This is a genomic window from Actinoplanes hulinensis, assembly GCF_019429605.1.
GTDB lineage: Bacteria > Actinomycetota > Actinomycetes > Mycobacteriales > Micromonosporaceae > Actinoplanes > Actinoplanes campanulatus.
Genome location: NZ_JAHXZI010000002.1, coordinates 538,963 through 553,158 on the forward strand (window position 1 = coordinate 538,963; position 14,196 = coordinate 553,158).

A 14,196-nucleotide genomic window follows, 5' to 3' on the forward strand; every position below is an offset into this window, starting at 1 on the left:
GACTGCGCACAGAATGCGCAAGGCGCGCGTGAAAGGGGAGGATCGTGACACAGCGAGGCCAGGGGATGGCAGCGGACATCGCGGAGCAACCCGCCGGTTTCGCGCGGCTGCTGGAGGACGGGCCCGCCGGCGCCATCGCCGAGGTGGCCGCCGAGGTGGCCCGCCGGGCGCCGCGCAGCGTCCTGTTCGTCGGCCGCGGCACCTCCGATCACGCCGCGCTCTACGGTGCCTACCTCGCCGAGATTCGGCTCGGCCTGCCGGTGGCCAGCGCCTCCCCCAGCGCCATCACGCTCTACGGCGCCCGCCCCGACCTGACCGGCGCGCTGGTGATCGGCGTCAGCCAGAGCGGCGGCTCGCCCGACCTCGCCGGAGTGCTCAACGTGGCCCGGGAGACCGGCGCGCTCACCCTGGCGGTCACCAACAACCCGGAGTCGCCGCTGGCGCGGGCGGCCGAGCTGTCGGTCGACGTGGCGGCCGGGCACGAACGGGCGGTGGCCGCCACCAAGACGTACACCGCCGAGCTGCTCGCCCTGCTCCTGCTGGTCGAGGGGATCCGGGCCGGGGACGGCCGGCTGCCCGCCGAGGAGCGGTCCGCCCTGGCCGAGCTGCCGGCGCTGGCCGAGCGGGTGCTCGCCGACCGGTCCGCCGAGGAGCTGGCCCAGCGCTACCGGTTCGCCTCCAGCCTGGTGACCACCGGGCGGGGGTACGCGTACCCCACCGCCCGGGAGACCGCCCTCAAGCTGATGGAGACGTCGTACCTGCCGGCGCTCTCGTTCTCCGGCGCCGACCTGCTGCACGGCCCGCTCGCCATGACCGACCCGGACGTGCCGGTGCTCGCGGTGGTCGGTGACGGCCCGGGCGGCCGCTCGATGCGGGACGTGGTGACCCGGCTCGGGGAGCGCCGCGCCGACGTGGTGACCATCGGCGCCGCCGACGTGCCCGGCGCCTCGGCCCGGCTCGCCGTGCCGGCCGTCGACGAGCGCTACTCGCCGCTGCTCGACATCCTGCCGTTGCAGCGGCTCGCGCTCGCGCTGGCCCTGGCACGTGGCGAAGATCCCGATGCTCCTCGCGGTTTGAAGAAGGTCACCACCACGCTTTAGAAATAGGCTGGGCCGGTGTCCACCCTCCGTGACCTTGTCGAAGAGCACACCGGCCTGAGCCCCGCCGACATCGATCACCTGCACCGGATCGCCGGTGACTGGCAGCTGCTGTCCGACCTCTCCTTCGCGGACCTGCTGCTCTGGGTGCCGATCAAGGGGGAGCCGCGGCAGCCGCGGGAGTTCCTCTGCATCGCGCAGGTGCGGCCCACCACGGCGCCCACGGCGTACCAGGACGACCAGGTCGGCAAGATCGTCGGCGGGCCGGAGGTGGCGCACCTCGACGTCGCCATCACGCAGGAGCGGATCTGGCGGGAGGGCGACCCGGTCTGGTACGGCGACACCCCCGCCCGGCACGAGGCCATCCCGGTCCGGCTGCGCGACGCCACCGACCTGGAGGAGGCGCTCAGCGAGGTGATCGCGGTGATCGGCCGGGACACCAACCTGAGCACCGCGCGCACCCCGAGCCAGCTCGAACTGAACTACCTGACCACGGCCGACGACCTGGCGCAGATGGTGGCGGACGGGACGTTCCCGCCGCCCCGTCTGCCCGGCGAGATCACCTCGGCGCCCCGGGTCGGGGACGGGCTGATCCGGCTGAACGCCTCCGGCAAGGTGACCTACGCCAGCCCGAACGCGCAGTCGGCGTACCGGCGGCTCGGCTTCAACGCGCACCTGGTCGGGGAGGAGCTGGCCAAGCTCGCCAGCCGGCTCTCCGGTGACCCGCTGGAGGGCAACGACGCGGCCGAGCGGATCCTGGCGTCGCTGCGTGGCGAGTTCCCGGCCCGGATGGAGGTGGAGGCGCGCGGCGCCACCGTCCTCACCCGGGCGCTGCCGCTGCTGCCGGCCGGTGTGCCGATCGGAGCCCTCGTACTGGTCCGGGACGTGACCGAGGTGCGCCGCCGGGAGCGGGCGCTGATGACCAAGGACGCCACCATCCGGGAGATCCACCACCGGGTGAAGAACAACCTCCAGACCGTGGCCGCGCTGTTGCGCCTCCAGGCCCGCCGGGTGGACGCGCCGGAGGCCCGGATGGCGCTGGAGGAGTCGGTCCGCCGGGTCGCCTCGATCGCCCTGGTCCACGAGACGCTGTCGATGTCCAGCGACGAGGCGGTCGAGTTCGACGGCATCGTGGACCGGGTCGCCCAGGCGGCGACCGAGGTGGCCACCACCGGCTCCCCGGTCCGGATCCGGCGGGACGGCACCTTCGGCGTGCTTCCCGCCGAGATCGCCACCTCCCTGGTCATGGTCCTCAACGAGCTGCTGATCAACGCGGTCGAGCACGGCTTCCCGGAGCCCGAGGAGGACGAGGAGGAGGCCGGCGTCCCGGCCCACAGCGACGGCGAGGTGGTCGTCTCCGCGCACCGGTTCCGCAAGCAGCTGCACGTGACCGTGGCGGACAACGGGCGCGGCCTGCCGGACGGCTTCAAGTTCGAGGGCAGCAACCGTCTCGGGCTTCAGATCGTCCGGGCGCTGGCCACCGGGGAGCTGCGTGGCAGCATCGAGCTGCGCAACCGGGCCGTCGGCGGCACCGAGGCCGTGCTGGTGGTGCCGCTCGAAAAGCGCTGAGTCAGGGTCCGGCGGTGGCCGGACCGGGCTCTGGTGCCCGTCCCGCCGGCAGTGCCTGACGCACGCCACCGGCCCGTCGACCCGGCTCGATGAGCTTGCCGGTTCCAGACGCTGCCGCGAGGTCCAAAGCGGATCGCGGTGGGGTTCGTCTCATTCCGGCTTGGACGGCGCGGCATTGTGATCATTCAGATTGACATCTGTCGTTGGTGTTCGTACGGTCTCGCTACGTACTCGTTCGAGCGGGGGCTTACCGGGTCACCTCGAACCTGTGCTGTCGGGCTCCCGCTCAATCGAAACCTTTGAGCACGGTTCACGGGAGTCCATTCGGTGTCATCCACACATGTCCGGATATCGGCCAGCACATCGCTGGCTGTTTTGTCAACATTTATCATTTCCTTTCTGGCGCCGGAAGCCGCGCAAGCCGCAGCCTGTCCGGCCGCCGTCGTCGCCGATACCGCCCCGGTCGCGCAGACGGAACTGGCCGCGCAGAAGCTGGCTCAGCTCTGTGGTAAGCCGGTCGAGGTGAACGAGGCGGCGAGCGAGACCACCAAAGCGGTCGCGCTTCCGTCCGGCGAGTTCACCTTCGAGTCCTACCTGGAGCCCCAACGGGTCAAACGGGACTCGCGGTGGATCGACCTCGACACCCGGCTGCAACAGGGCGCCGATGGCAAGTTCCGGCCCGCGGCTGCCGCCGACGTGACGTTCTCCGCTGGTGGCACCGGGCCGTTCGTGGTCTACCGCCAAGGTGATGCGGACTTCACGCTCTCCTGGCCGGCTCCGCTCCCGGCCGGTGTCGTATCCGGTGACTCGGTCACCTACCCGGAGGTCTACCCGGGCACCGATCTGGTGGTCCGATCGGTCGCCGGCGGCTTCTCGCACGTGCTCGTCGTGAAGACTCCCGCCGCCGCCGCGAACCCGGCGGTGCGCGAGGCGTCGTACCAGGTCGGTGGCAGCGCCACATTGTCCGAGGTGGATGGCGAGCTGCGATTGTCGGGCCCGAAGGGTGTGGTGGCGCAGGCGCCGCGTGCCTCGGCGTGGGACTCGAACCGGACCGATCACCGGGTGGCGACCACGCTGCGCAGCGGGGTGCAGGCGGCGGCCCCGCCGGTGTCCGCGGACCCGTCGACCGTCCGGGCACCTGGCGGGCAGGCTCGCCAGGTCGAGGTCGACGTGTCGGTGGCCGACGGGCAGATGCAGGTCAAGGCCGACGAGGCGTTGTTCGCGTCCGGTGCGACCTATCCGATCTACATCGACCCGACGTTCCAGCCGGTGTACCAGAAGTGGATTCCGGTGAGCAAGCTGAAGCCGGACACCAAGTGGGTGTCCGGTGACAGCTACCCGCGTGAGGTGATGCGGGTCGGTTCGAACTGGGACAACACGTCGGACGTCTGGCGTGCCCACATGCAGTTCGACATCCGTACGCTGCACGGCAAGCGGATCACATCGAAGCCGAGTGTCGAGGGCGTGCTGACACACACCGGATGGTGTGCCGGTGAGCCGCTGAGCCTGTGGCACACCAACGCGATCGACGGCAACACGCCGACCTGGGACGGGATGTCGGGTAAGTGGCTGCACGGCGCCGCGTTGCAGACCAAGACGGTCAAGTCGAACGCCAATTGTGATCAGGGGACGACCGGTTTCCGGTTCGACGCCACCGCGGTGCAGACCCGTGTGCTGGAGCATGTCAACAAGCCCTACAACACGATCACCTTCGGTCTGCGGGTGCCCAGCGAGAGCGGCGGCCACTGGGTCAAGATCAAGCGGGGCACGATCAAGCTGATCGTGGCCTATGCGTTCAAGCCGACCTCGCCGGAGGCGATCCGATCCAACCCGGGCGGTAGCTGCAACAAGACCTCGCCCGGTCCGTGGATCAACAACAGCAAGCCGACCCTGTACGGCAGGGCCACCGACGGGGACGGCAAGGTGCGGGTGGTCTTCGACCTGACCGGCCCGACCACTCCAGCCGACTACAAGTCGCCCTGGGTGAACTCCAAGAGCGAGGCCAGTTTCCCGATCACCACTGCCCTGGCCGACGGTAGTTACAAGTGGCGGGTTCAGGGCACCGACGACGTCGTCGCCGACAACACGGCGTGGACCGCCTACTGCTACTTCCGGCAGGATCACACGCCACCGACGCTTCCGGTGATTGCGCGCACCTCGACCGGTGCGCCCGAGCTCGGCAAGCCGATCACCCTGAGCTTCACCTCGACCGACGCGCTCTCCGGCATCGCCGGCTTCGACTTCGGCATCGGTGTCGACGCCAAGCAGTCCTCCCTGGCCAGCACCGGCACGGTCAGCCACACGTTCACCCCGGACAGCGGCCGCACCCAGATCTATGTCTGGGCCCGGGACAACGCCGGCAACGCCTCGACCCGGGCGATCTACAACATCTTCACCGGCCGGGTGACGCCGATCGTCCCGATGGCCCTCTGGCGTCTCACCCACGACCTGCGTGACGACTCCGGCACGACCGACGTGGACGGCACTCTCGCCGAGGACGCCGACCAGAAGGATCTGCAGTGGCTGGGCACGGACGCGCTCACCTACACCGCTGACCGAGCCGGCCGCGGCGGGGCGGCGCTGAGCCTCGCGGGCAACGGATGCGCCTACTCGGTCCCGGTGGTTCGCAGTGATGGCGCCTTCACCGCCGGCGCCTGGGTCAAGATGACGAACAAGACCGCGCACCGGACGATCATGGTGATGACCGGTACGAACCAGCCGTCGTTCGTGCTCAGCTACAACGTTTCGCTGGACCGCTGGGCGACCGGCCTCACCACTGGTGACGTGGCCGGAGCCGGGATGGTGGTCGCCTCCGGAAACACCTCACCCGCGGTCAACACCTGGACGCATGTGGCCGCGACCGTCGATCCGGTCGGCAAGGTTCTCAGCCTCTACGTGAACGGCACGCTGGAGAAGACCGCCGCGATCACCACGACGTGGAGTGCCACCGGTCGTACCCTGATCGGCTGCGGTGGCACCAACACCACGGTGAACGGCACATCGATGGTCGGCGCCATCGATCAGGTCGGCGTCTGGAGCGGCCTGCTCAGCAAGGATCAGATCGCGGCGTCGGCCGCCGAGCTGCCCGCCGGGATCGTGGCCAAGTGGGCGATGCGGAGCAACGGCGACGACGCCAGCGAGCATGGCTACGACCTCACCGTCCCCGCACCGCCCGTTACGGAGCCGACTCCGGAGCCGACTCCGGAGCCGACCGAGGAGCCGACCGGGGAGCCGACGCCGGACCCGACCGACACGGGTACCCCCGGCGACCCGGACCCGGAACCGACGGGCGACCCCGAGGTGCCGGACGAGAGCGCCGAGCCGACCGAGGAGCCCACGACCGAGCCCACGACGCCACCGGTCCCGTCGGAGCCGGCTCCGGAGTGGGTCGGCGACCAGTACTCGCGGCCGAACGGAGCCTGGAACGTGACCGGCGATCGGTGCGCGACCAGCTCGCGCTCGGTGGTCCGCAGCGACGAGTCGTTCACCCTCGCGGTGTGGGCGAAAGTCGACGACACCAGCAAGCTGAACCAGACGATCATCGGTGCGGACGGTAACCGGGTCAGCGGCTGGTTCCTCGGTGCGCGTGCGAATGCCCAGGGTGTGCCGTTCTGGGCGCTGATGATGAAGGCGACCGACGACGAGACCTCCGCCTCGGAGTGGGCGGGTTCGACCACGGACGCGTTCGCGGCGACCGTCGGCAAGTGGACCCATCTGGTCGGTGTGTACAACGCCACGACGAAGACGATCAGCCTGTTCGTCAACGGCACGAAGGTGTCGTCGGTGACCCGTACCGGTGGCAACTGGGTCGCGGGTGGCCCGCTGACCGTCGGTTGTGGCAGGTACGCCGCTGTTCCGGCGGACTACTTCCGGGGTGGGATCACCGATGTCCGGGTGTGGCGGGGCGCGCTGACCGATGTCGAGGCGACGGCGCTGCGCGGTAGCAACCCACCGGTGACCCTGCGGGGCATGTGGCCGCTTGAGGGCCCGGAATCGTCCGGCGAGCCGACCGAGCTGGAGGACCGTTCGGGCAACGGGCGGCACCTGACGGTCGCGGGTGCTTACACCTGGGAACGGGACCGGGCCAATAGCCGTGAGGGCGCGCTGGGCCTGTCGCTCGACGAGGGGTCGTGTGCCCAGACCGCCGGTTCGGTCGTGCCGACGGACGGGTCGTTCAGTGTCACCGCGTGGGTGGTCCTGGACGAGGCCACCGGTACGCGGACCGTGGTGGCCCAGTCGGGCGCCAACCGTCAGGGTTTCCGGCTCGAGTACTCCGGCACCGCAAACCGGTGGCGGTTCGTGATGCCGCAGGGCGACACCACGGGTGCGGCCGACATCGCGATCGCCTCCACCGCGGCCCCGGAACTCGGGGTCTGGACCCACCTGGCCGCGGTCTACGACCTGCCGGCCAAGAAGTTCCGGTTCTACGTCAACGGCGACGAGCAGGGTGACGGTGCCACCGCGCCGACGGCGCCGTGGAACGCGGCGGGTCCGCTGACGGTCGGCTGCGCCGCCACCACCGGTGGTCAGCGGTCCAACTACCTGGGCGGGATCGTCGACGACGTTCGGGTTTGGACGTCGACGGTCGACCCCGAGCTCTTCGGCACTTTCGCCCACGCATGACATCCGGGTCGTGGGGGGGGGGCGCGGGGGGCGGGCCCCCCCCCCCCCCCCCCCCACCCCCCCCACCCACAACCCGCCGCAAGCGTCCAGCGCGCCCCCTCCCCCCCCGCCCCCCCCCCCCCCGCGGGGGGGGGGGGGCGCCCCCCCCCCCCCCCCCCCCCCCCACGACCCGGCAAACACCCCTCTACCTTTAACCGGAGATTCTCGTAAATGTCAGAAGATAGATCGGCGTTTTCGCCGAAACGTCGCGGGTTAGCCCTCGGCGTGACGGCGTTGATGGTGACGTCCTTCCTTACCTATCACTGGGTGGCGCAGGAGCTCAGTGGCGAGCGGGACGTCCCCGCGGCCGCCGCGAAAGACTTCGGAACGGTCCGGGTTCAGACCGCGCCGCCGCCCGCCGACAGTGGAACCTGGACCGGTCCCGCCGACAGCCGGTGGCCGACGGCCGGTACCGTCGAGATCGCGCTGGCCTCCGCGAACGGCCGGTCGGCCTCGGCCAAGGCCGGTTCGATCCCGGTGACCGTCGAGCCGGTGCCGGGTAAGCCGGCGCCGGACCGTGTCCGCGTCTCGGTCATGCCCGAGGACCAGTCCCGCAAGCTGGGCGTGAGCGGCCCGGTGATCGCGGTCGAGGGCGACAAGCCCGGTGACATCAAGACCACCATCGACTACAGCAGCTTCTCCGGCCTGTACGGCGGCAGCTGGGCCAGCCGGGTGCGTCTCGTCGGGTTGCCGTCGTGTGCGGCCACGACGCCGCAGAACCAGGAGTGCCAGTCCACGACGCCGGTCGCCGCGACGAAGCCGGCGGGAAACCCGAGCATCTCGACGACGATGTCGCTGTCCGGCAGCAGCGCGACGGTCATGACGGCCTCGGCCGACGACGAGTCGGGTGAGGGCGACTACAAGGCCAGCGACCTGCAGGCTTCGGGCTCGTGGACGGCCGGGGACAGCTCCGGCGGGTTCAACTACTCCAATCCGATCAAGGTGCCGTCGGCGCCGGGGCCCTCGCCGGATGTCGCGCTCAGCTACTCCTCGCAGGGCGTCGACGCCCGGATGGCCGGCCGCAACAACCAAGCTTCCTGGGCCGGTGACGGCTGGGAGTACTCGCCCGGCATGATCGAGCGTTCCTACGCGGGGTGCGCCGACGATCTGGGCAAGGTTGACGAAAAGGACCCGAACAACAAGGAGAAGAAGACCGGCGACCAGTGTTGGAAGGGCAAGTCCCCGAACATCACTGTCTCTCTCGAGGGGGCCAACGCCACCCTGGTCAAGGATGACAAGTCGGGTGCCTGGCGGCCTGCGCAGGAGTCGGATTGGAAGGTCGAGTACGAGGGCGCCCCGGCGACCAAGAGTGACGCGACCACCGAGCACTGGGTGATCACCACGGCCGACGGCACGCGCCACTACTTCGCCAGTGAGGTCGCGACGGCCAACTCCCGGTGGACGCTGCCGGTGTTCGGCAACCACGACGGCGAGAACTGCCACGCCGACGCGTTCAAGGACTCGTCCTGTCAGCAGGCCTGGCGTTGGCTGCTGGACAAGCAGATCGATGTCACCGGCAACATGACCCGGTACTACTACAAGAAGGAGACGGGTCACTACGGCGCTGTCGCCGACAAGAACAACCGGGTCTCGTTCGACCGCGGCGGCAACCTCGAACGCATCGAGTACGGCCTGAACACCGCGTTCCCGGACGTCGCGGCAACCGCCAAGGTCGTCTTCAGCACCGAGGACCGCTGCTTCGCCGCCGAGTGCTACAAGGATGGCAAGCCGGTCGCGGCGAACTGGCCGGACATTCCGTGGGACAAGGAGTGTCATGCGGAGCCGTGCACGGACAAGCTGGCGCCGGTGTTCTTCTCGATCAAGCGGCTCACGAAAATCACTACCCAGTTGCGTAGCGGCGCCTCGACGTTCAACCCGGTCGAGTCGTGGACCCTGGATCAGGAGTTCAAGTCGCCGAAGGGTGCGAAGTCGGCGTCGCTGTGGTTGAAGTCGATCACGCACGCCGGCCATGTCGGTGGGTCGATCACCGACCCGCCGGTCGTCTTCAGCGGTGTCGAGTTGCCGAACCGGGTGAAGGTGGCGCCGGGTGTGCCGATCTACTCGCGGCACCGGATCAACAACATCCGGACCGAGTCGGGCGCGGACATCTTCGTCAACTACTCCGAGCCGGACTGCGACACCTATGACCTGCCGACCGCGTCGAACAACAGCCGCCTGTGCTACCCGGTCTACTGGGCACCGGACGGCTACAGCGAGCCGACGCTGGACTGGTACCGGAAGTACGTCGTCACCGAGGTCACCCAGAACGACCGCACCGCCGACCAGCCGCCGATCCTGACCCGGTACAGCTACTCGACCGATGGTGGCGGCACCGGCGTCCTGTGGGGATGGGACGACGGCGAGTTCACCAAGAAGAAGCACCGCACCTACAGCCAGTGGCGTGGGTACGCACAGGTCACCGTCCAGATCGGGCAGGCCGACACCGGCAAGGTGCTGACCACCCGCAAGCGGTTCTACCGGGGCCTGGACGATCAGCCGCTGCCGGACGACAAGAGCCGCAGCGTGCAGGTCACCGACTCGGCCGGCAACTCCTACGCCGACCACCCGGCGCTGGCCGGTTCGCCGTTCGAGGAGGCGACGCTCGACGGCGACAGCGTGGTCGAATCGAGTACTACCGCGTACTGGGTGCGGAAGACGGCCGAGCGGGAGCGCACCGGAGGCAGCGACAAGGCGTACCGCGTCGCGCCTTCGGTGGTGAAGTCCCGGAAGCTGATCGCCGCCGGTGTGTGGCAGCAGACCGAGACACAAACCGAGTACAACGACGAGGGTCAGGTCGAGTGGACCAGCGAGCTCGGCGACATCGCCCGGCCCGGTGACGAGACCTGCACCCGGGTGACGCACGTCAACAGCTCGGATCCGTGGCTGCGCGGACTGGTGTCCCGCGAGGAGACCGTCTCGAAGGCGTGCACGGAGCCGGTCTCCCGGCCGGCCGACATCATCTCGGACGTCAAGACCTACTACGACAAGTCCGAGACGCACGGCACCGCGCCCAGCAAGGGCCAGGTGACGCGGGTCGACACGCTGAACGAGTGGAAGAACGGCACACCGGTCTACACCACGACGGTGCGCAAGGGCTATGACGAGTTGGGCCGGGCCGAGAGCGAGACCGACGCCCTCGGCAAGGTGACCAGGACCTACTACACGCCGGCGGGCCCTGGACCGGTCACCCAGACCAAGACGGTCAACCCGCTGGGGCACGCGGTGGTGACCGACCAGAACCCGGCGTGGGCCGTGCCCACGTCGATTCTGGACGCCAACCTGAAACGTACCGACCTGCTGCACGACGCGATGGGCCGGTTGACCAAGGTGTGGCTGCCGGGCCGGGCCAAGGCGTCCGCGACGCCGAACATGGAGTTCAGCTACCTGCTGCGCAACAACGGCCCGCTGGCGGTGACCACCAAGCGCCTCGGTCCGAACGGCAACTACCTGACCGAGGTGGGTCTGTTCGATTCGCTCTACCGGTCCGTTCAGAAGCAGCAGGACTCGCTGAAGACCAAGGACGGCGCTGCCGCCCGGCTGGTCACCGGCACCGGCTACAACGACCGTGGACAGGTCGAGTACAAGTCCGAGGAGAACTACGCCGTCGGTGCGCCGAGCAGCGAGCTCCTGGAGATCACGCCCGGCGAGGACCGTTCCCGGCTCGTCTCCGGCTACGACCGGCTGGGCCGAGTGGTCGAGGAAAGCCTCTGGTCGGCGAACGTCAAGAAGTGGAGCACCACCACGGCGTACGGCGGTGACCCCGCCGGCTGGCAGGTGGCGGTCACACCGCCGCAGGGCGGCACGGCGACCGCGACGATCGAGAACGCCACCGGCGAGACGATCGAGAAGCGCGAGTTCCACGGACCGCGCCCGGAGGGGGCCTTCGACGCGACGAAGTACACGTACACGTCGCGCGGTGATCTGGAGACGGTCGTCAAGGGCGGCCTGACCTGGAAGTACGAGTACGACCTCCGGGGCCGTGAGGTCAAGACGACCGACCCGGACAAGGGTGTCACGAACGTCGAGTACAACAACGCCGACGACGTGATCAAGTCGGTCGACGACGAGGACCAGGTCGTCACGACGGAGTACGACGATCTGGGCCGGCAGAAGGAGCGGTACTTCAACGGGGTCCTGGCGGCCGAATGGAAGTACGACTCCGTGGCCAAGGGGCACCTGACCAAGGCCTCGTCCATCGTGAACGGGCACGCGTTCACCCGGCAGATCTACCTGTACAACGACGCCTACCAGATCGCCGACGAGGAGTCGGTCATCCCGGCGATGCCGGGGCTGACCGCGCTGGCCGGCAAGTACATCACCACGCACACGTACACGACCAACGGCATGCTGTACCGGTCGAGCCTGCCCAAGGTCGGCTCGATGGAGAAGGAGACCCTCACCCGCACGTACGACGACCTGGGTAACGTCGTCAAGCTGGCGGGCACCTCCTCGCCGTCGGGCACGGTCCGCACCTACGTGGACCGGAGCACCTACTCGCCCTACGGCGAGCTGCTCAACCGGTGGCTCGGCACCCCCGTCGGGGAGAAGCCGCAGGCGTACCAGAACTACGTCTACGACGACGTCACCCGCCGTCTGCAGGAGTTCTACTTCGACCGTGACGGCACTGTGCCCAACGTCGCCGCGCTCAAGTACGACTACGACGACGCCGGCAACGTGCTCTCGATGGACAACCGGCCGCTCGATGCCGACGGCAACGTGCGGTCCGGCCAGGAGGACGTGCAGTGCTTCCGGTACGACCACCTGCGCCGCCTCACCGACGCCTGGTCACAGACCGCCGAAACCTGCGGCACGGCCGACCCCGGCACCGTCGGAGGCAAGGCCCCGTACTGGCAGTCCTGGAAATTCGACCAGTACGGCTCGCGGACGTCGGCGACCGATCACCTGAGCGGCAAGACCTCCGACTACGGCTACGAGGCGGGTTCCGCCGCGGTACGCACCGTCACCACCGGCGACCAGGTCGACCACTACGACTGGAACGAGCGCGGTGACCTGGAGTACCGCAAGGTCGGTGACCGCAGCGAGAAGTTCGAGTGGAGCCCGCACGGCAAGCTGACCAAGATCAGCGCGCCGGAGGGCGACACCACCATGGTGTACGACGTCGACGGCAACCGGATCGCCCGCATCGACCCGGGCGGCGCGGCCAGCGTCTTCGTCTACGGCCACGAGTACAACTCGGCTGGCGCCGCCGGTACCAACACCACCCGCTATTACGAGCACGCCGGTGACACCGTCGCGTCGCGGACCGACACCACCACCCGCAAGGGCGACATCATCTGGCTGGGCGCTGATCCGCAGGGATCGGCCACCTGGGCGGTCAACTCGGTCACCCGTGTGGAGACGGTCAAGTACAACGACCCGTACGGCAACCCCCGCAGCGGAACCACCGCGCCGCAGTGGCCCGCCGGGCAGCGCGGATTCGTCGGCGGCGTCGGTGATCCCACCGGTCTGACGCTGCTCGGGGCGCGGTTCTACGACCCGAGGCTGGGCGCGTTCATCTCCGTCGACCCGGAGATCGACGAGTACGACCCGCAGCGCATGCACCCGTATGCGTACGCCAACAACAACCCCACCACCTTCTCCGACCCCGACGGCCTGTTCTGGGGTTCCATCAAGAACGGCATCCAGAAGGCCGCCAGTTCGGTGGCGAGCGCCGCCACCACCGCCGCCAAGGCCGTGGTCGACAACGCCGGGACCATCGCGGACGTCGCCGGAGCGGTGGCCGTGGTCGCCGCGGTCCTGCCGCCCCCGGCGCAGGTCGTCGCCGCGGCGGCCGGTGCGGTCGCGGCGGTGGCCGGTGCCATCGACACCGCGAAGTCCTGTGTCGGTGGCGACGTAGCGGGCTGCGCGATGGGAATCGCCGGCATGGTGCCGGGTGTCCGCCAGGCGAAGACCGCCGCCCGGGGGGCCAGCGCGGTCAAGAGCGCTGTCAAACAGGCGGAACCGCCCAAGGGATGCAACAGTTTCGTTCCCGGGACACGCGTGCTGATGTCGGACGGCAGCTACAAGCCGATCGAGGACATCGCGATCGACGACGTGGTGTGGGCCGCCGACCCGGAAACCGGGGAGTCGGGCGCGCGTCCGGTGACCGCCCAGATCATCGGTTCCGGTGACAAGCGACTGGTCGAGATCAGCATCGACGCCGACGCCGACGGGGAGTCGGACGGCAAGGTCACGGCTACCGACGGCCACCCGTTCTGGGTGGACGACGAGCGGAAGTGGCTGAGCGCCGAGCGGCTCCAGCCGGGGCAGAGCCTGCTCCGGCCGGACGGTTCGCGTGTCACGGTGCTGGACGTCGCCGCGTACGACGCCGTCGCCACGGTCTACAACCTGACCGTCGACGACATTCACACGTACTTCGTCGAGGTCGGCGACGAGCAGCTCCTGGTGCACAACCAGGGTGGCGCCGATCCGGAAGCGTGCCCGGTCATCGCCGCGGCCCAGAAACTGGCCGACGACACCCAGGCGCAGGAAGGCCTCACCCGTAAGACGAGGCCGTCGATGGCGGAGTCGATTCAGATCACGCTCGACGACCTCACGATCGAGGTCATCTCGAAGACCAGCGTGAAGGGTGCCATGCCCAAGCTTCACCCCCAGGTGCAGCGGGTACTGGACTTCATTCCCAAGCGCAACAAGCAGCGGAGCAACGGCCACGGGCAATGCGGGTTGCCGCAATGCCTGTCCGACGCTCTCGACCGGGGCCTGGATCCGCGAGGCGCGAAGGTGGCTGCTTACAGCGTTCACAACAACAAGGATCATCCGTCACACAAGCAGCCAGCGGGTCCGTGCCGCAGTTGTAGGGTACTTTCCCGCTATTTCGATCTTAATTGGTTGACGAAGTGGCTGTGAG

4 protein-coding genes are annotated in these 14,196 nt (G+C 69.1%); all 4 read left to right on the plus strand.

Going from position 1 to position 14,196, the window contains the following annotated elements; genetic code table 11:
* Window positions 1-65 precede the first annotated feature (65 nt).
* The 4 genes from KZ829_RS06200 to KZ829_RS06215 all read left to right on the plus strand — a co-directional run bounded on the left by KZ829_RS06200 (window position 66) and on the right by KZ829_RS06215 (window position 14,195).
* The gene (locus KZ829_RS06200; RefSeq protein ID WP_220142906.1) at window positions 66-1,100 is read left to right on the plus strand and encodes an SIS domain-containing protein; all 1,035 of its coding nucleotides are present in this window, start codon (window positions 66-68) and stop codon (window positions 1,098-1,100) included.
* A 15-nt stretch (window positions 1,101-1,115) separates the two neighbouring features.
* Entirely contained in the window at window positions 1,116-2,666 is a 1,551-nt protein-coding gene (locus KZ829_RS06205; RefSeq protein ID WP_220142838.1) for a sensor histidine kinase, read from the plus strand.
* Window positions 2,667-3,041: 375 nt separating this feature from the next.
* Window positions 3,042-7,289: a LamG-like jellyroll fold domain-containing protein gene (locus tag KZ829_RS06210; RefSeq protein WP_220142839.1), complete on the plus strand. Its 4,248-nt coding sequence runs from the start codon at window positions 3,042-3,044 to the stop codon at window positions 7,287-7,289.
* 279 nt (window positions 7,290-7,568) lie between these two features.
* On the plus strand, window positions 7,569-14,195 hold the full coding sequence (locus KZ829_RS06215; RefSeq protein WP_220142840.1) for a polymorphic toxin-type HINT domain-containing protein: 6,627 nt from the start codon (window positions 7,569-7,571) through the stop codon (window positions 14,193-14,195).
* Window position 14,196: the final 1 nt, after the last annotated feature.